We start from the raw sequence: 19,788 nt of genomic DNA on the forward strand, positions 1-19,788 counted from the left end.
TCAGTCACCCCCAGCCTCGGCGCTCTCAGGGTCATCGCCCACCTCGGGATCGGTTTCGACCGTCGATCCGCCGTCTCCATCGTCCATCTCGACGTGGATGCGGTGATCGGCGTCTTGGACGAGTCCCTCGTAGCGGTCGACGACGAACACCTGCGGCACGTTCCAGTCACGGATGCTGTCGACGGCCTCCTCCAGCTGGTCGATGTGCGACTCGTCGAGGTGGTTCGTCGGCTCGTCGAGGATAAACGGCGGGAGTTGGTCGTCGCGACCCTCCGCCTGATCGGCGAGGACGCGGTAGACGCCAGCCCGAAGGGCGATCGTCACGAGTACGCCCTCGCCCCCGCTCGCCTTGTGGGGATCGCGCGCCGTGTCGCTGCCACTGACCAGCCGGAGGTCGTAGTCCTCGTCGATGTCGACAGCCTCGTAGGTGCTGTTCTGGTACAGGTCGCGGAAGACCTTGTTCGTGTGATGCTTGAGGCGGTCGAGAACGCGCTCGCGCATCCGCGTCTGTACTTCGTCGTACGTGTCGGTGATTGCCTCGAAGTCATCGAGGATGGACTTGGCCCACTGAATCCTCTCCTCAAGATCGGCCTTCTGGTCGCGCTTGTCGTGGAGCCGCTCGAGTCGATCTTCGGCCTTGGTCTTGGCATCCCGCGCGTCGTCGCGCTTCCCGCGGACGGTCTCGAGCTGCCCCTCTAAGTCGTCGACCACTCCCTCGATTTTCTCTTTCCGTTCCTGCAGTTCCTCTTCCGTCGTGTCGCCGAGTTCCTCCTCCACCTCCTCGATTTCGCCCTCGATCTCCTGCAAGTCATCGCGCTCGGATTCGAGCTGCTCACGCTTGTCGTTGCGCCGTTCGCGGTGCCCCTCTCGGTCGCTCTCCAGCGTCTCGATCTCGTTGTGCGCGTCGCGTGCCTCGCGGGCGGCGTCCCGGGCAGTCTCGACGCTGTCCAGTTCGTCCTCGGCGTCGTCGAGGGCCGTCTCGGCCTCCTCGACCGCGTCGCGGGTCTCGCCGAGTTCCGTCCGCTTGTCCGTGATGTCGCTCTCCAGCCCGTCTATCTCGCCCTCGACATCGGCGAGTTCCTCACGCGCGTCGTCGACGGCGCGTTCGGCCACCTCGACCTTGTCGGCGGCATCTTCGACTTCGTCGATACTATCGAGCGCCGAGTCGCCGGCCTCAATTTCGTTTTCGAGGCCACCGATTTCCTCAGTCAGCGCCTCGACCTCCCCCTTCAGTTCGGCTCGCTCCTCTCGGGCCGAGTCGATGGTCGCCTCCAGTTCGGCGATTTCGGTGGTTACGTCGGCGAGAGCCCGGAAGCTAGCGGCCTCGAAGAGAGCCTCGGCGACTGCTTGCACCCGGTCGAGCTGCACCTCCGCGGTATCGAGGTCGTCCCGGGCCGCATCGGCAGCCGACCGTGCCCTGCTCTGCTCGGCTTCCAGCCGATCGATGTGGTCGCCGTAGTCGTGGATGGCCCCGATTTCGCCCCCGTCGAGCGGCCACTCCCCGTCAGCGAGCGACCGGAGATCCTCGACGCGTGCCGTCGTTCGGCCTACCGTTTCACGTGCGTCGGCGAGGTCTTCGGCCGCCCCACGGTGGTCGTCGAGCGCGGCCTCGAGTTCGTCCGGCAGCCGCCCGGTGAACACCGTATCGATGTCCTCGGCGGTGACTGAGAATCCGAGGCTCGATGCCGCCTCGTCGGCGCGTTCAACGGCCGCCTCGAACGCCGCCTCGGGATCGTCCACGTCGCCCTCCAGACTCTGGCGGATGTCCTCGTGCCGCTCGCGGGCGTCGGCCAGCTCGTCCTCGGCGTCGCTGATCTCGTCCGCAAGGCGCGACCTGCGATCGCGCTTGGTCTCCCGCTCCGTCTGGAAGTCGGACTTCTCGTCCCGGAGGTCGTCCATGCGGTCGCGGACTGCCTCCTCCGGTTCATCGACCTCGTCCGGCGTGACATCGAGGTAGTCCCGGAGCACCTCGTCACGCTCGGTGCGACGCTGTTCAAGCGTCGTCTCGGCGTCCTCGAGCGCCCGTTCTGCATCTTCGACCTCCGCTTCGCGGGCCTCACGACGTGACTCGGCGTCGTGGAGTTCGTCCCGTAGGCCATCGAGTTCCTCCTTCAGCCGGTCGACCTCGTCCTCTGCGCTCTCGACGCTGGCACGCTCCTGCTCGACGGTGCTGCTGATGTCGTCGTACTCGTCCTCGTAATGGTCGACGGCCTTGCGGGCCGCCTGTTCGTCGGTCAGGTCGAAGTCGTCGGCCTCCTCGTCAAGGTCGGCGATGCGGTCTTGGTTTTCCTCGATGTCCTCGTCGCATCGCTCGATCTCCTCCTCCAGCCCCTCGATGTCCGACTGGAGGTCGTCGATGGTGCTTTCGACCTCGTCACGCCGGCTCGTCAAGTCGTCCAACTCCGACTGGCGATCGCGGTGCTCGTCGATGTCGTCCTCGATGTCTCGGAGTCGCTCGCGGGCCTCCTCGATCCCCCCTTCCAGTTCCTCAATGCGACCCTCGAGATCCTCGATCTCCTCTGTCTTCGCCTGCAGGGTCGCCTTCGGGTCGTCTGCCTCGAGATCCTCGATGTCGTCGCGGACGGTCGAAAGTTGCGACCGTTTGTCCTCCAGCCAGTCCTCGACCGGCTTCGACACCTCGTTGATGTCCTCCTCGTAGTCGTCGGGCGCGGTCAAACCGAGCAAGTTGTCGAGAATCTCCTCGCGGTCGCCCGGAGAGGCCTCAATCAGACGGTTCAGCTCCGTCTGCTGGGCGTAGGTACTGTTGGCGAACGCCTCGTAGTTCATCCCCAACAGCTGGGTGACCTTCTCCTCGATCTCCGTCGACTTCTCCGAGTAGGTCTCGCCGGTCTCGAGGTTGGTCATCTCGGCGCTGGCCCTCGCCCCGCCGTCGCTTTTCCGGTCGACGTCCACGGTGATCTGGTACCGGTCGTCGCCGACGCTGAAGACGAGTTCGGAGGAGGCGCTGTCCTCGCCGTCCTGAATCAGGTCGACCAAATCGTGCGCCCCGATACGATCTCGTCCGTGACGGGGATATAATGTCGTGTACAGCGCGCGGGCGATGGTCGACTTCCCGGCGCCGTTGGGGCCGTAGATCAGCGTCAGTCCCTCGCCGAACTCGATCTCCAGTTCGTCGTAAGACTGAAAGTTGGTCAGCGTGAGTCGCTCGAAGTTCATGCGTCTCCCTCCGTAGAGGTGTCCTCGAACCGTTCCGCCGCCAGCTCGCGGAATCGCTCCTTTGCGTTCGTGCGCCGACGCGTGTCCGCGAGGTCGGGATCCGCGTGGCGCAGCATCTCCTCGATCTCCCGGGCCTCGTCGCCGATGTCCAGCTCGCCGACGGCGGTGTCCAACTCGGCGTCGACGTCGATCTCGCTCTCGGTGTCAATGTCGTCGAGATCGCCGGCGATAGCCTCGACGACCCGCTCGTCGGTCACGTCCGCGTGGACGACGTCGCGGTCATGGAGGTAGTCGAGGATCTCCTGCTTCGTCACCCCGTTATCGGCACCGCTCACATCCACGAACACCACTGCGTCCTCTATCGGCCCCTTCTCCGCCACACGCCGCTCAACCAGATCGAACGTGTCGGACTCGCCGAACTCGATGTCGATCTCGATGAACTCGCGGGTATCGAGCAGCAGGCGTTCCCGGTCGATCGGGGGTTCCTGCTGCCGGGAGATGGTCAGGAGGTCGACCGACGGCTGGGGTTTGTCACGACCCGTCCGCTCGGTCGCGCCCGGGTACCAGACGGGCACGCCGCGGCAGGTGTCGCCCATTCGCTCGTGACAGTCTCCGAGCGCAACGCCGTCAACCTCCGTTCCGAAACGGTCGAAGACCGGCTCGAGGTCGATGATGTTGGAGGCCTCGTGGTCGATCGGTTCGATCGGCGGCGAGAACAGCTGGTGCATCGCGACGAGCCGAACGAGCCCCTCGTCGGCGGGTTCCAGCGAGAAGTCAGCGTCCTCCCAGTCGGGATCCCGGACAGAGTCGATGCCGTACAGGGCAACCTCGTCGTTGAGGACGGTCGGCGAGCGGGTGAGGCGAATCGCGTCGCCAGTGAGGGCAAACTCGTCTACGAAGTCCGTGTTCCGCCTGAGTTCGTGGTTCCCGACAATGACATAGAACGGGATATTCGTCTCCCGGAGTCGGCAGAGCGCCTCGTGGCACGCGAAGACATCGTCAAAGCTGGTGAGCTGGTCGTCGAACAGGTCGCCGGTATGTAGGACTGCGTCCACGGGTTCGTTGTCGTGGGCTGGGTGTTCGCCGCGCGCAATCTGTAGCGCCTGTTCGAACGCGTCCAGATAGTCCTCTCTTCGTATCGCGTTTCGGTACTGCTGATAACCGATGTGCGTGTCGCTGACGTGGAGGATCTTCGTCGTCATTCGATCTTTCACCTCTCCAGTTTGGACTTTTGCTTGGCCGGAAGCATCTCTACTCCTAGTGTCAACCCCACGGAATATAAAACTATGTGTTTAGAGCATTATTCTGTTCCTAAAAATCTGAGTTGTGCTATTTAGTAGTATTAAATGAGTTATTTTGAGATGCAGCTGTGTTCCAGAGATACTATTAAGAGACATCGAATACCATATGCGCTTAGAGATATGAACTCGAGTATGCAGACTGCCGAACTCGGGACGGACTACGGGCGGCAAAACCCGTGGTGGGAGTCGGGTGATGTGTCATTGTCTGCTCGGTATCATTCCGAGAGGCGTTCCGATTATCAACACAAATTGAACGCCGTCCGTTCCAGTCAGTTCACAACTATCGCGGGAGCCGCAGGTAGTGGAAAGACGACAATCCTCCACCAAATCGCTCACGACCTAATCGAAGACGATGGCGTACCAGCACAGAACCTCATGTATCTTCCGCTGGGGAATCCCCGGTTCCAGATTGGTTCAAACGTCATCCGGGATGCCGTCGACATTTTTGCAACCTACTACTGGCGCCGTGATGCCGACCGCGGTGAGGGCTATGTCCTTATCGACGATGCCTACGCATCGGACTCTTGGGACGAACAGGTACGGTGGTGTCTAGAGGAGTTCGACGATCTCACAGTTGCGGTGACTCTTCCGACGCTCAATCGGGCGCAGACGGGCCCTATCGAGGATCTGGGTGTGGATACAGAGAGCGATCTGCTGCTGCCTCCGAAGTTCTACGATGTCACTACTGAGAGTGGGCGGGCACAGGTGGAAAAAAAGCGCGTACGTCAATTGCGCGACGCACTCGAGACGGGTGCGGACTCTGGCGACCTCGAACCGCTTCGCTCGTCGGTCGACGCACTCACCTCATCGTTGGAATCCACTAGTGCCGTCAAACGCGGTGTTTTGGACTACTTCAGGGGAGCAGAACGCGAAGTTGACACCACGGATGTCGCACACAATTTGGAATCGACGATCTACAGGGACATTCCGAGGTACCAGCAATTTGAAGACCGGAGTGATCTGTATGCCCTGTGTGCGATCGCGGCCTTGAACACGGGGAAGACGCTGGGGCTCAAGGATTTGAGCGGAGTCTTGGAATGTGATCGGCGCACGCTCCAGCGATACCTCGACATCCTCGAGGACTTCTTCATTCTGACCCCCTCCTACCAGTACGAGCACGAGCGCCGGCGAAGTGTCCGACTATACCTGCGTGATCCCCTCGTCATCGGTTCGCTTGCCGAGCTTGATTTCGATGGCATACTTGAACCCGATGCCGAGCGGTTGCTCACGTCGACCATTGTCTTTGACCACTTGAAGCGACTCGGCTTCTACTACCAGCGACAGAACGCCCAAGTTCACTTCTGGGAGAGTGCTGGCGAGGCGGTTGATCTCGTCGTTGAGACCGGTAATGGGAACCCTCTCCCTATCGTTATTCGGGACACGTCCCAAAATCGTGAGCCGGTTAGATCGATTCGGGGCTTCTGTGACGAACACGACTGCGAATTCGGCGTGGTGGTCGCCCGGGACATCGATCCGTCGATCGATGAAGAGGTGGCGACCCTTCCACTCTGGCTATTGCTCCTCGTGATCTGAACCAAAACTGTGTAGATACCGGCCCTCAGCCCCTGATCGCGAACCTGATATAATTCTTATTTACCCGGCGCAGATCCTCAAGGCCGGCACCAGCCATAGCGTCCGCGAGTACCACTTGATCAGCAGCTCAGCCCGCTGCGACACGAGGAAGACAGGCATGTCTCTCCCCACATGCGCCCGAGTGACGCACGACTCGAGGTGAACTGTCCGAGGTGAGTGACGATGGAACCCTTCGATTCGTGAAAGAGCGCGCTCACAATACCGCGATCCGCCGGCACCGTGGCGGCGAGCGGAGCAGTACCTCGTCGAGGTGTACGATCCCTTCGAGGATCACAGCTCATGTCACGATACATGGACGCAGTAGGACAAGCCCGTCGAGATCAAATCTCCAGAATCATGTAAGCGGGCTACTCGAGGTCGCCACACAACTTCCGTACGTCCGTCAGTAGTGATCTGATGGTGTCCTCAACTTCGGCATCGGCGACCTCTTCACGTGCCCGCTCCAATGCGTCCGACACCATTCTCAACCGCGCGATCGACTGATTCCCTTCCACGTTCGGATGCGAAACGACATCTCTGAGTGCGCCCTCCGCCGCGCCCACGTGCGCACCAGCGGAGTGCTCATCGTTGCTTTCCAGCTCGTTGATGATCTCCATACAACTGTCGGCGAGACTGCGTGATCGTTGGGCCAACTCGTCGCTGGTTGGGAATTCTGAATCCTCTCTCCACTCTCCATCGATGTCTCGTTCCGTCCACTTTTGGAGAGCTTCTTCCGCGCGGTCGAGACCCTCCAGAGCGTGTGCAACGTCGATCTCCGCATCGACGCCGGGATGGATTTTACCGCCGTCGGTTATCATCTCCACGAGCATGTCTCGGAGGTCTTCCAGCCCACGTTCGGCCCGTTCCCGCTTATTCAGGTGTTCTGAATCGTTCATAGAGACGAGTTGAGGGCGACTCCCCCTAATCCACCAAATCCCCGACCGGTGTGCGACTGGGGCAGTCACCCAGCCATACCCTTGTCATCCACTCAAATAAAACCGGCGTAGAAGCCGCTATAATACCTCTAACTATCCACAAGCCCGCAGATACAGTGTGGACGATAGTAGCGTATCTGCGCCAATCTCTGGACACAACGTGCAATCCTCAATTGCAAAAAATGATCGCTCCCGATGTCGTCGCTCGCACGACACTGGTGTTCTTGAGATTGCTGTGGCTGACATCGGGGTCACACATCATGGCGGGTGTCGGTCGGCTGCAATTGTGTCATGAGCAGATGTGAGACGAGTATGCCATAGCAGCTCTGTTGAAATACTCAACTGCTGATAGTTTGGAAGGGGCATCCTGAATACAGAGTGCGAATGCAGCACCGAGTCAATCAGTACAGGCTGCACACTTATCAGCGGAAGTTGGGAAAGAGGCGTTCAATATATAGACTAGTGGGAGTCTAGGCGGCGACTTCTCCAGCACCCAGTGCGATACTAGCGGGGTTCGCCGGTTGTCAGGATGCTTGTTGGCCCCTCAGCCGATGGATCACCTTCTACCAGCAGGATCCCACGGCCTTGCAAGCGAAGCGGTCTCTATCGTTGACTGCCTAGCTTGATTGGCCGTTACCAAGGGTTGTTTTCAACACCTTTAGCTATCCCAACTAAATTCACCGTTATGTACCTGTATTAGGGATAAATCCTTCAGCTTTGAAACATCAGATCGGCCTCCCCGTGTCACGTGTTGACCTATTACGACAGCAAATGAAGTACCTGTTCTTATTGCTGTCTCTATCTCTCCAATCTCAACGGGAAATTCCCCAATGAGATCCATCTTCTGTTCAATATCATGTCTAGAACAAATAAAGCTGAAAACATCCCATTTGTCTCTTGAGGGATTTTTATATATGAGACCAATTCTCCATCCAAGACCAAATGGCTCACCACACTTGCTGCATTTAATCCAATTTTTTTCATATTGAATTGGATCTAGTCTCCTTTCTAATTGAGATAGCTGGGAGCCTTCGATATACCAACCAATAGAATTTCCAACTTTCTTTTTATTTATCCTCCCATTCTCTTCTAGTTCGGATAATATACGATGAATATACTGTCGAGAATAGTTGGTCTTTAGCATCATTTCCCTAGTTGTGAGAACAGGCTCGGTGCTCTGATTTAATCTTTTTATTAGTTTCCTTTTGAGATTGGATGTCTCCGTCATGATTGCTGATTATAGGGCTATAACATATTAGTAGTTTCCACAAGGAAAGCATGGTTTTACATCTGGAAATAAAAACTTATGTGTAGTTTGAAAAATGTATAGCTAATATTATACTATATGTGGCTATCAATAGAGATTCAATAAGATCCAATATTCTCTCTAGTATCGGGTTTGAGAGCGTTATTGGAGTATACCACCCGGTGAGTAGAATCGCAATGTAGAGCGTTACTAAAATAATACTTACATTTAGGAGTTGTGGTGGTATCCGTGATCCGCCTACATTTTTATAAACTCTCTCTTCTCCCCCGCTTTGATCACTGCCAAGCGTCAGGCTCCCCCCGACCCTGAAGGCAGGGTCGGGGGATGAGTGATAAATACACCACTATTAGCCTGACAATGCATATTGGTAACAATGTCCGCGAGCAAATTAAATCTTCCGAGGTACGGAATTGTTGGTGAGTTATTGCTGGGAAGTTTCTACTCCGTAGTATCTCAATATTCTGCTTTGTTGAATCCGATGACGGCGTGGGGATCACTGTTTGAGACCCTGTTCGAGGTTGTAGACTGTGGCGGTCAACACGAGCTCGCGGAACTCGCGGTACCACGCGCGAGGGTGGACAGCGGGGCCGAACCGACGTTTGATGGCCAAAAAGGCGGTCTCGGCCATCCAGCGCTGGCCGTATAGCTCGCTGTCCAACCGTGCGTTGTGTGCGTGATCGTAATGAGCGAACAGCCGGTGCCGCAGCAAGGGCCGGACGCCCTCTGATCGGAGGGCGTCCCGGAGCGATTGGTCGTCATAGCCCTTGTCGCCGGCGAGACTCTCTATTTTCTCGGTGTTATGAAGGGCAACTCGACGGCCAGTTTGGGTGTCGTGCGGCCAGTGTGCCGAGCAGTGAAGATCGAGAATGGCACACGAGTCTGTATCGACGAGTGCCGTCGTTTTGAGCGTGCGTATGTGGCGATCCGAGCGGTATTAGTAGTGTCTCGATGCCGTTTCGCGGTCGAAGAACGTGGCATCGATGGCACCGTGCGAGCCCGGATCGCAGATGGTCGCAGACTCCCGAAGGAAACCGCGCCACACGGACATGGGCACGCTCTCAAACGACCGGTACAGCGTTGAGGGTGCGGGAAATGCCGTTCGAGCGAGCTGTAACAGCCCACGAACCCGATCCATTTCACTCGCCCAATCCACGATCTCGCGGTACGTCGCGTCCATGTGAACCCGCAAAAAATGGAGCGTGACATGCTTCCACCCGGGAAATCAGTGGCCAGTCGGATCACTCACCGCCGTTGGACTGGCGGCACAGCGCTTTTGAGCCAGCGACGCGGCTTGCTTAACGAAGCGGAAGAGTAGTTTAGGCACATTCGGCTCTTCCGCTTCGCTTCCGTCTTCAGAGCGACGCTATCCTGCCGCCTTCTGCGGATTCAACAGAGCACAATATTCCAAAGACTACCAATTTAATAGAGCCATCTAAACTGAATTTCAGAGATCAATGAGTGGCCGGTGAGAGCAATCCGAAAGGGACATCCCACGTATTGCCGCTATATATCCAGCTACGCGGAATTTAATTTCTGTATCCAGTGACCGGTACCATTAGCCTTTGAGGATTTCAACAGAGCCGGAGCAGCCGATCGTTGAGCATCACGGGAGACCGATCACACCATCCGAATCACCTTCGACCCCTCCCGCAATCGTACAGCAATTCGCGCCAGTTCGCGAATGTCAACGCACTCCTTGTTCGCGATTCTGACAAAATTGTTATAGCCGATCGGGGGATCCTCGAGGGCAGCCACGCGAGCATAGTCTCGCGATGGCATCGAGTAGCGGCAGCAGAAGCCAGCGGACACGAAGACAGACATGTATGTCCAACTGAACACACCGACAAATCGTCGGAGCGACACAGGGGCAAAGTAACATGGTCGACCATCTGTACCCGGGAGGGGCAGCTCCATCGGACGATCCAGACCTGCCACCACCGTGGAAGCGAGTCGAAGATTACCTCATTAGAGAATTGCACCTCGAAGAAGATCACTCTTCGTGGCACGATGCTCGTGATGCTGATGGGGAGGCGATCGAGATCAAGTCGTGTGCTGCGAAGCATGCAGACGGCAACCTCGGCAAATTCAAGATCTGGCAGTACCAACTGCTTGAGTTGATCGGCGAAGGACGAGTGGCTCTTGTGGTGTACGCTCACAATGATCGTCGGTCAGTCATGGCATTGCGGCTTGTCGATCCTATTGAGCTATTACGCACGGGACGTGCCTCGTGGGTCAATCACTCGACCATGGGAGTGCGACTTCTCAGGCAGATTCAGTGGACGGACGTGATCCCCCTCAAAGAGGTCGCAATCGGAGCACGTCACCACTTCGCCAAGCATTATCCCGAAGAGGAGGCTGAAGAGGTGTTTTTCTTATGTGAATCGGACGAGCAGATCAGGTTCTACTGATAGAGCCTGATCGGCTCTTCCAAGTTTATTCCCGAGTGAGAAATGGCGACGCGCTACGGCGGCCACGTTTGTCCGTAACTGAGGCGAACGGTCACGTCAGACGACTAGTGGTGACAATTTGACTACACTTCTGAAAGGGATCAGTCAGATCTAACATCGACACTGGCGGGATCCTCTCCACGATGACGGTTCTCGATCTCCGAATAGTTCTCCGACTTTTCTTGCCAGATAGCTTTCAGGGTGCCAGAGTGATTCGGCTATCGGACACAACGCCGGACGCATTCGCCCCACCGGTTTGAGTACATTCTGCTAGCCTCGGTTCGTTGCTCTTCGGGGTGTATTATTAGTCGCGCTCAGTACAAAATAAACTCTGAAGATTGACGCTATTCATCAACTGTATTCTGGACGGCGGCTTGACATTGAATTCAGTGATTCTCACACGAAAGTCATAATTTGCCGCGGTTCCCATTCAATCATGTTGGAATTTGATGGAAACTCAACGAAATTATAAAACCGACGGGTAACACGTCCGGCAGAGAAGCCAATCAGAAGCCCACTTATTACTTATGCTTTTTGTCTAATCAGCGTCCGTATTCAACATACAATAACCCTAGACACATAGTATATCGGGTTTTTTTGATTGTTTGGTATTTCCTATAGGAGTGTAAACCACAGAAAGCGTATGGTCGATATAGATGACCCGGGAGGACTTAGAAAGCGGTTGGAAAGACAACTGCGACTCCTCAGAAGGGCAGGTAAGGTGACTGAAGAAAATGAATCGAACAGCGTGTCTCCCATCTCCATAGATGACAAAGAGACGATTATAGAATTTCTACATCATCTCCAAGCGAACAAGGACAACAAATCACAATCAAATGCAAATCATCTCAAGCATCTTCGATTGACCGCTCAAAGATGCGAGACCTCTCTTAATAATATGGAAAAGCATGACTTGGACAGGTTTACTGTCAGGATGACACATGATAGGGAACTCAGTAAAAAAACAATAAATAATTATAAAGGCTCTTGGAAACCGTTTTTTCGCTACTTAGGCCGTTCTTGGGCTGAAGACATAGAGTTCTATAATCTAAGTTCTAACGAGGAAGTTGAGAGTTGGAAAGTATATTCCGAGGAAGAAGTCAATAAAAGGCTGTGTTGAATCGCTGTAAGGCGTGGAGATTCACTGTTTGACGAAGCGCTTGATGTTATAGACGACACACATCAGCGTGATTTCGCGGAACTCACGGAACCACGACCGCGCTCGCACGGCGAAGCCGAGCGAGCGCTTCACAGCCGAGTTTACAGTTTCGGTCATAGAGCGCTGATTGTAGCGATTATCGTCGATTCTCGCGTTGTGCGCGTGGTCGTACGGTGCGAAGATACGGTGCTTGATCAGCGGTCTGATGCCGAGATCGCGTAATCCTTCACGGAGTGATTGTTTGTCATAGCCCTTATCGGCCGCGAGAGACCGCAGATCGCCCGCGTTCCGGCGGGCGATCTGCTCAGCGAGGTCTGCGTCACTTCCTTGCCGGTTCGTTGAGCAGTGAACGTCAAGGACGGCTTGCGATGCTGTATCGACGAGTTTTGTGACTTTGAGCTTCTGAACGCGGTAGCTGATTCGCTGGCAGTAGTGGCGGCTGGCTGGTGAGCGGTCGTAGAATGTGGCGTCGATCGCGGCGTGTTCAGAGAGATCGTGCAGCTGCGCCGACTGGCGCAGCAGCACTCGGCAGACGCTCATACTGATCCGGTCGAACGCCTTACACAACGTGGATGGTGCGGGAAGATCGGCCGTGTTGAGGCCGATCTCCCCGGTTATTTGTGGCATCTCTTTGAGCAGGTCGATCGTCATGCGGTACGATGAATCGAGATAAATCCGCAGACAGTGAAGGGAAACGAGTGCGTAGTCGGCGAATCCGCCGCCACCGTCTGGGGCGGCGGATTCGCCTCCATCGCCAGTAACTCTTTGAGCAACCGGCACAACCTCCCCGATGAAGCGGGAGATTTGGGTCATGAACAACTGAAGTCTCCCGCTTCAACTCCTTTGATTTAGCGGCCCACCTCGCTGCTGTATGGCGATTCAACACAGCCCAATAAAATGCTTGAGTTGGCTGGCAGTCGGGAGACAGCGGCAATTGCTCTTTTAGCCGATACTGGATCCAGAATCGGAGCAGTCTCCAGCATCTATCGGAAAGGTCTCGATTTGAGTGGAGAGGTAGCAGTAGTTTCGCTCAATGAACGAGCCCCACTCAAGGGTGCAGAAGGAAATATCCCTCTGACTTGGTCACGATCGTATATTGTCAATTATTTGCATGGAGATCATCCGCGTCCTAATGAAGATGGGGCGGCGCTAATTCATAAAAAAGAGTCGTTTGACGAGTGTGATTCAGGAGCACTTCAATCAGATGAGCTTCGAAGAGATATTAAAGAGATAATGGCAGATGCTGGTATTGCGGAGAAGCGTCGAAAGCCTCATAATTTTCGCCATACAGCGGTGACTAGATGGCTGCGGATGGGAATAAGTAAGGACGTGATCAAGTATCGAACAAAGTGGGCAGATATGTCGATGTTAGATAGATATTCTCACTTGCACGAAGATGACAAAATCAGGATGACTGCCGAGGAATTCGGTCTGATACAACCCGGGGACACAGCCGATACGAGCAGACCGGAGGATGTTATTGGCAGTTGTCCACAGTGTGACACTACTATTAGAGTGGACAGTCGGTACTGTCCGGGATGCGGCAATCCAATAACAGTGGATGCCGCACATAATGAACCACCGAGTGATATTAAAAAGCCAGCAGAGACCGGTGACGAATTAATTAAATTCGATCAGGTACAAGAAGAAATGACTGCTGCCTCAGTTCTAGAACAACTTCTTAATCAACACCCAGAGCTCCTTGAGCAAATTGATCTTGAGGGCAACAGCTAACCCTCTTTTTGACGCTGTGATGCTTCTAACTCCTGCTTCGCTAATTCTGCGTCAGCTTCTCCAGACGAGATCAAAGCTGCAATTACTACAGTTCGAACCCAGCGATCACCTTCCTGTAAGGCATAATGAAGACTCTCCCGATTGTTTTCGACGTAATCTTGGATTTCATCGGTCATGAGCAACCTACCTCCACTTCCGCAGTGTTGTTCCTCACCAAACAGACATTATCACTTCCATCGAGCATACCAGCATGGTGAGTGTCTATTTGCTTAAACGCCGGCATAGGCTCATTAAGCGCCTAGAAAACCGTGGTAGCACTATTGCCCCTCGGAATACATATGCTAGGGTCGGTCAATATACTTGGAGCCTCAATTGTACAAATCAACTGAGAGTGGTCTCAACTAACGTGTTATAGAACTCGGCACCAAGTAGTCAAGTTCTGTCCACCGATTGCCGTGTGCGTGACTAGTCGGGCCTGACGTCAGCACTAGCAGGGTACTCTTCGCGGTGACGATTTTCAATTTCCGGATAGTTCTCGCGAAGCCACTCTACGTCGGACTTGTCCATCGTCGGTTCAATCGCAGCACCCGTGACGTCTACATCAGACACCTCAATTGGCAGGTTGTCAGTGGTGACACGAAGGAGGGCCACCGAATAGACGTCCAGCACGTGTTCGTAATAGCCCGGAGGCACCTGTGAAAGAGTAGATGGCGGTAGGTCGTCTTCGTAGTGTTCACGCACGGGGTCGTCGTCCTCGGCGACTGATCGGTAAATGCGCCACCACTGAGGTTGTCCGTCACGTTGGCGGAGCGAACAGGCTGGACAATACTCGGCACTCCTATCGAGCATTGTCCCACACCGGGGACACGGTTCCTGCTCAACGGCGTCATTCCCCTCTTCCGGTTCGTGACCGTGCTTGCGGAGGATACGTTCGGCCTCGTCGACTTCGGTCACGTGTTCGTAGCGGCCGTGCATCGGCGTCCCCTCTTCCCAGTCGAGGATCTGTTCAATGTCGTCCTTCGAGTACTTGTCCGAGGCGCGCATTTCGCTGGCGCGGCCGTGTTTGAACGCGTGCGGCGAAATGTTCTCCGCGTCCACTTCAGGCGTGCGGCGAGCAATACGTTTGAGCTGCGTATTGACGCTGTGGGGATGGAGATGCTCGGTCGGATCGTCTTGTTGACGGAGTCCGTGAAAGAGTGGGGCATCTGGATCGTCCGCGCGACGATGCTCTGCGAGCCAGTTGTCCAAGTATCCACGGGCGAACGTGAGCGGCTTGGCGGAGTGTTCGGCGCCCTTCAGGCCCTCTACGTGCGATCCCGGAACCTGAATGATGCCATAACTGTCCGCCTTGGGCGTCCAGTGCTTGATTTTGAGCGAACATAGTGCGGTCACCCGACAGCCAGATTCCCATAGAACGGTGTAGAGTGCCTTGTCGCGGATGCTTTCTCCGTCGATAATATGAAGCAGGTCTTCACGTGTGGGAACGGTCTCAATGTCGACGGCGGCGTTCTCTTGCCCCAATTGTGGATAGTCGATGGTGGTTGCCCGTTCGACCTCGTCGTGAGCGAGAAAGTGGTTACGGACGGTAAGACAGTAGTCGCGCTCGTTTGACCGGGCCCAGTCCCGCTCGATAGACATCTCGGTGATCAACTCAGTCACCTGTTCGGGAGAAAGATCAAGGAGTCGATCCGGGTAGGTGTCGCGTCCCTCGGTGCCGTGCCACGTCGTTCCCTCGTACTGTGCCTCGTCAAGACCCTGTAACTGGCCGGCAAGGATCCGAAGAGTGCGTGCATTATTCAGCACCGTCGCCTTCGACCACGGAGGTTTCGTCCGCTGGTTCGGCTTCGGCGATGGAATATTCCCACGCTTCCCTCGACGGATGGTCTTCAGGATGTCTGCGCGATTCGGCTCGCGGACGCACCGGCGGACACGTTCCACCTGCCTCTTCGAGTAGCGTTCGACGCGGCCCGGATCGTTACCATCTGGCATACAAAAACACTCTCAATCGAATGTATTGAATGGCAGCTTAGCACTGATACTGTCTTCTAAGGGAATTTCAGAGAAAATGCCCCTGACATCACACAAAAGATGGTCTGCTGTAATTATACTCACTGATCGCATAGAATTTCCATCTTTCAATTGTAGCCAATGAGCTCATCGGCGGATTCCCCCAGAATGATATTACACTATTATATGAGCGAAGATTTCAAACCACCAGCATACGCCTATCGAACAACTGATGCTCCGTCTCGAACCGCTCGTCGATAATTCGGATGGAACGCTCGAGGAAGTGTACCGTGAGGTCATCCCCGAGTGCGAGGAGATCCGGATCTCGACGGGTTACTTCTACCTGTCCGGGTTCGATCTTATCAAAGAGGATTTAGAGAACCTCCGTGACCCGGAAAAGATGAACGTCGCACCCCTCCGCATTCTGATGGGTCGACAGACGAACCGCGAGACCGCAGACGAGATTGCAGAGGGACAAACCCTCCGTGGCCAGTACAAGCAGGAACTCGAAGAGGACATCGCGAACCTGAATAACGCACAATTGGAACGTCTTGACCGGTTGCGGGACTTCATCGCCAACGGGCTGGTGGAGACGCGTGTCCGTAATCCCGAACAGGGCTACTTCCATGCGAAGGGGGCATGCTTTCGTGAAGCGGTTGACGACGATAATATTCGAGGCGGCGACACCGATGAACGGGCCGCAGTCACCGTTGTTGGTTCGTCAAACTTCTCCCAGAGTGGCCATCGGAACAACATTGAGCTGAACCTCACGAGTCAGGAGCGCGGCGACGCCGAGGCATTCGAAGATTGGTACGATAACCAGTGGGCGAACGCCGAGGAATTCTCCGAAGAGATCATTAAGATCATCGAGAGCAGCGAACGGTATCGAGAATGGAAGGAGAAACAGTCCGAAGAGGACGAGAGTGACGACGAAAAAGTTGGGACGTTCATCGAACCGTTCGAGATGTACAAGCTCCTCGCGTACGACGAGCTCAACGGAAACGTTGGGACGCGAGACAGCCCCCTCTACTACTTCCAAACCTTGGGGTACGAGAGCGCGAAAGAGAAGCTCTCACGATACGACGGCTGCATCGTCTCCGACTCGGTTGGGTTGGGGAAATCGTTCATCGGGAGCGAGTTGCTATACGACTACCGGCAGCAAGGCGACCGATGCCTGCTCGTCGTGCCGGCGAACCTGACCGAACAGTGGCGTGATCTCCTACAGGACGCTACGGACGAAGAAGGTGAACCGTACTTCGGGCTGGAGGTTGACGACACCCACTTGCGGGTCATGAGCATCAGCAAGTTTCAGAACTTCTCGCACGAGGAAGTTCGGGAACTGAATGATGCGTTTGACGTCGTGCTGGTTGACGAGGCCCATCGGTTCCGCAACTCGGGCAAGTGGCGACCGAACCCAGACCACGATGACGACTATAAGGGAACCCGCCGGCACGCCAATCTTCGGCTCATGCGTGAGCAGACGATGATCATGTTGACCGCGACGCCGATCAATAATTCTGCAACGGATCTGAAGAACCTGATCGGACTGTTCACTAGCGCGGAAGAGCTGATGAACAAGGCCTCGCTCGACTTTTCGGCGTTTGACAACTACATCGAAAAATCGGAGCAGCGCAAGCGGATCGCGGCAGGCAAGCAGGAAGTGTCCGACAAGGAGCGGGATAACCTGACGGAGCAACTGCAGCGGCACTCGACAGAGATTTCGGAGATCCTCAACGAAGTGATGGTGCTGCGTACACGCAAGCACGTGAAAGAGACGATCAAAGAGGACGAGGACTTCGAGATGAGCTTCAAGCCGCCAGTCCTCTCCAAAGAGCAGTACACCCTGCCGGCCGCGTACCAGCCCATCTATCGGATGCTTCCTGACGTGATGGATGCACTCCATCTTCCTCACATCACGATTCGAAACCCGCAGGCCGGCGGGACGCTCAAAGCACTTTACAAGCTCAACCTGCTCAAGCGACTCGAGTCGTCGACGTACGCATTCGTGCAGTCGATACAAACGTTGCATGAGAGCGAGCGCGCCCTGTTGGGCTTCCTCAACGGTCTTCCCGATGACGAGGACATAGATGTCCTGCGCGCTCTACAGGACGACGAAGCGTCGGCGACCATCGACGACTTTGTCGAGGGTGCAGACGCCGCTGAAGATCTGGAACAGGATCTCGAGGAATTCGGGTTCGACGCCGGTGCGCTCCGTGCCGACAACGGGGACGGGCCTGACAGGAACGAACACGAACTTGTGGACGCGACGGTCGGCGAAATCAAGCAATACGTCCGGGAAGATCTCACCCTGTTAGCGTACTTCCTTTCTCGTTTCATTGGACGGGTGGCAGAAGACACCGGCGGGGTCGCGGATGCGGAGGTCGAACTGGAACAGTGGCTCGCAGGCAACGGGGCGGCCATGCTTCCGGACGTCCCCGAAGACGAACCAAATCCGACGCTCTATCCGGCGAGCGATCTGACCGAGGCGGACACCGCGACCCTCGACTTCTACGAGGCCGTCTTCGCACTTCGGGCATTCCGGGATCCGAAGATCGACCGGTTGACTGAGGTGCTGAACGAACACGAACAGAAGGTGCTCGTGTTCACACAGTACCGGGCGACTGCCGATTACGTCCACCGGACGCTCGTTGACGACCCCGCGTCGCCGCTGACCGAGGCCAACAGTGCGGTGGTGAAAGGTGGCGACGAAAACAAGCAAGACATTATCCGACGATTCGCTCCTGAGGCCGCTGGATACCAACAGACGCTTGCCGAGAGCGGGGAGACCGAACTGGAGTACGTAGTCGCGACGGACACGCTCAGCGAGGGTGTGAACCTGCAGGACATCGGCGTGGTCGTAAACTACGACCTCCCGTGGAATCCGATGCGAATCGTACAGCGTGTCGGCCGGATCGACCGGATCGGGTCGACGGCGGACAAGTACGTCCACAACTTCTACCCCGACGGTGACATCGAGGCGGCGATCAAGCTACTGGAGCGGCTCCAAGTGAAGATCGACGACATCGCCCTTATCGTCGGCAAAGAGAACAACATTCTCGATCCCAACGAAGACGCGATACTCGAACGCGCCGGCGTCGAGACCGAGAAGACTATCGGCGAACTGGAGGTGGAAGAAATCGAGCAGTCCCTCCGACAGTCACGCGAAGTCGAGGACTACAACGAGCTGGACGACACCTCGAAGAACCCACTCCTTCGCAACGCCGGGAGTGACGAGACCGCGGCCTTCGAGCGGTACCTGCTCAAACAGGAGTTGAACGACGAGTACGAACTCGATGCGGACGACTTCGAGTTCGCCGAGGAATACTTCGGAACGCGTCCAGACGAGCGCGAGCGACTGCACACCAACGCGGTCAATCACGACGCCGGCCCGCGACCGGGTGTGTTCGGGCTGGCTCACCTGTGGTTCGAGCAGGAGAGTGGAGAGACCGAGCCGGCGCCGCTCGGACGCGTTCGACGGGCGTTCTATTACAAGCCGTTTGCCGACGAGGTGAAGGAGCGCCCAGTCCGGCACCTCGGCATCGAGCCAACCACGGCCGGTGAATCGATCGACGGGAATACGGAGTCTATACTGTCGAACCGGCACATCATCGAAGAACATCTTGAGACACGATTGGAGGCGATCAGAGAGGGACAGGTCGGGGCCGCTTTCAAACAAGGCGAGAACCTCTCGAAGGAGCAAGAAACCATCCTCGACTTCTTGAGCCACTACTTCATGCCGAACTACGGCGAGCGAGACGTCTCAAAAGAGGAGTACGAGACGCTCGGTGAGTGGGCACGAGCGTTGCAGGAGCGACTGGACGATGTGAAGCTGGCCAACACAGACGAGGATCGGATCCTTCGCGAGACATTCAGGCACCATCCAGACTACGACTCCTTCACAGAGTGGCCAGCCAAGGACTTCCTCTCGGAACTCGATGCTTTCCTCGACGAGAACGTCGAGCAGTCCGCAGAATATCAGGATACCTTGGTGGGAGAGAGTGAGGTACGTGCCAAGCTCATCTGCTGGGGCGTCGTTGGGAAGTGAGCGATCGGCTCTGTCAAAATCATCACTCACTGATGTTTTGTTAGAATCATGCTGAAAGCAGGGCGCAGATCTGGTACAAAGAATATCTAGAACCAGAAAAGACAATCATCAGTATGAAAATCCATCGGTTTGACCCTATCTCTC

Annotated in this window: 12 protein-coding genes and 1 pseudogene; 5 read left to right on the top strand and 8 right to left on the bottom strand. The window is 56.0% G+C overall.

The window, feature by feature from the left end; genetic code table 11:
- Both DJ81_RS17430 and DJ81_RS17435 read right to left on the bottom strand, forming a co-directional pair.
- Complete coding sequence (locus DJ81_RS17430; protein WP_094590828.1) at positions 1-3,177, bottom strand: AAA family ATPase; 3,177 nt, start codon at positions 3,175-3,177, stop codon at positions 1-3.
- Positions 3,174-4,379: a DNA repair exonuclease gene (locus tag DJ81_RS17435; RefSeq protein WP_094590830.1), complete on the bottom strand. Its 1,206-nt coding sequence runs from the start codon at positions 4,377-4,379 to the stop codon at positions 3,174-3,176. The genes DJ81_RS17430 and DJ81_RS17435 overlap by 4 nt, the downstream gene beginning before the upstream one ends.
- Positions 4,380-4,610: 231 nt before the next feature.
- Here DJ81_RS17435 and DJ81_RS17440 point away from each other — a divergent pair, with 231 nt between their 5' ends.
- Positions 4,611-6,011 (top strand): DUF4143 domain-containing protein, encoded by a 1,401-nt coding sequence (locus tag DJ81_RS17440; protein ID WP_170938360.1) that lies wholly within the window; start codon positions 4,611-4,613, stop codon positions 6,009-6,011.
- Positions 6,012-6,418: 407 nt separating this feature from the next.
- On the opposite strand, the gene DJ81_RS18955 is transcribed toward DJ81_RS17440, so the two are convergent.
- The 3 genes and pseudogenes from DJ81_RS18955 to DJ81_RS17450 form a co-directional block, all read right to left on the bottom strand.
- The gene (locus DJ81_RS18955) at positions 6,419-6,946 is read right to left on the bottom strand and encodes a hypothetical protein (protein ID WP_141212613.1); all 528 of its coding nucleotides are present in this window, start codon (positions 6,944-6,946) and stop codon (positions 6,419-6,421) included.
- Positions 6,947-7,643: 697 nt separating this feature from the next.
- On the bottom strand, positions 7,644-8,213 hold the full coding sequence (locus tag DJ81_RS18960; protein ID WP_141212614.1) for a hypothetical protein: 570 nt from the start codon (positions 8,211-8,213) through the stop codon (positions 7,644-7,646).
- Positions 8,214-8,745: 532 nt separating this feature from the next.
- Positions 8,746-9,576: pseudogene (locus tag DJ81_RS17450) on the bottom strand (IS5 family transposase).
- 553 nt (positions 9,577-10,129) lie between these two features.
- Between DJ81_RS17450 and DJ81_RS18965 the strand changes: the two are divergent.
- The gene (locus DJ81_RS18965; protein ID WP_141212615.1) at positions 10,130-10,660 is read left to right on the top strand and encodes a hypothetical protein; all 531 of its coding nucleotides are present in this window, start codon (positions 10,130-10,132) and stop codon (positions 10,658-10,660) included.
- 682 nt (positions 10,661-11,342) lie between these two features.
- Positions 11,343-11,819: a hypothetical protein gene (locus DJ81_RS18970; protein WP_141212616.1), complete on the top strand. Its 477-nt coding sequence runs from the start codon at positions 11,343-11,345 to the stop codon at positions 11,817-11,819.
- 21 nt (positions 11,820-11,840) lie between these two features.
- Here the strand turns inward: DJ81_RS18970 and DJ81_RS17465 are convergent, their stop codons facing one another.
- Positions 11,841-12,671 (bottom strand): IS5 family transposase, encoded by an 831-nt coding sequence (locus DJ81_RS17465; RefSeq protein WP_094590840.1) that lies wholly within the window; start codon positions 12,669-12,671, stop codon positions 11,841-11,843.
- Between the two features lie 84 nt (positions 12,672-12,755).
- On the opposite strand from DJ81_RS17465, the gene DJ81_RS17470 reads away from it, so the two are divergent.
- Positions 12,756-13,592, top strand: a complete 837-nt coding sequence (locus DJ81_RS17470; protein WP_094590842.1) for a site-specific integrase — start codon at positions 12,756-12,758, stop codon at positions 13,590-13,592.
- Here DJ81_RS17470 and DJ81_RS18975 read toward each other — a convergent pair.
- Both DJ81_RS18975 and DJ81_RS17475 read right to left on the bottom strand, forming a co-directional pair.
- Positions 13,589-13,768, bottom strand: coding sequence for a hypothetical protein (locus DJ81_RS18975; RefSeq protein ID WP_141212617.1), 180 nt, complete (start codon positions 13,766-13,768; stop codon positions 13,589-13,591). The two genes, DJ81_RS17470 and DJ81_RS18975, sit on opposite strands and share 4 nt — an antisense overlap.
- Positions 13,769-14,057: 289 nt before the next feature.
- Positions 14,058-15,581, bottom strand: a complete 1,524-nt coding sequence (locus tag DJ81_RS17475) for a site-specific integrase (RefSeq protein WP_094590844.1) — start codon at positions 15,579-15,581, stop codon at positions 14,058-14,060.
- Between the two features lie 250 nt (positions 15,582-15,831).
- Between DJ81_RS17475 and DJ81_RS17480 the strand changes: the two genes are divergently transcribed.
- The gene (locus DJ81_RS17480; protein WP_094590846.1) at positions 15,832-19,644 is read left to right on the top strand and encodes a helicase-related protein; all 3,813 of its coding nucleotides are present in this window, start codon (positions 15,832-15,834) and stop codon (positions 19,642-19,644) included.
- Positions 19,645-19,788 lie beyond the last annotated feature (144 nt).

It is taken from the genome of Halorubrum sp. Hd13 (assembly GCF_002252755.1).
Taxonomy (GTDB): Archaea; Halobacteriota; Halobacteria; order Halobacteriales; family Haloferacaceae; genus Halorubrum.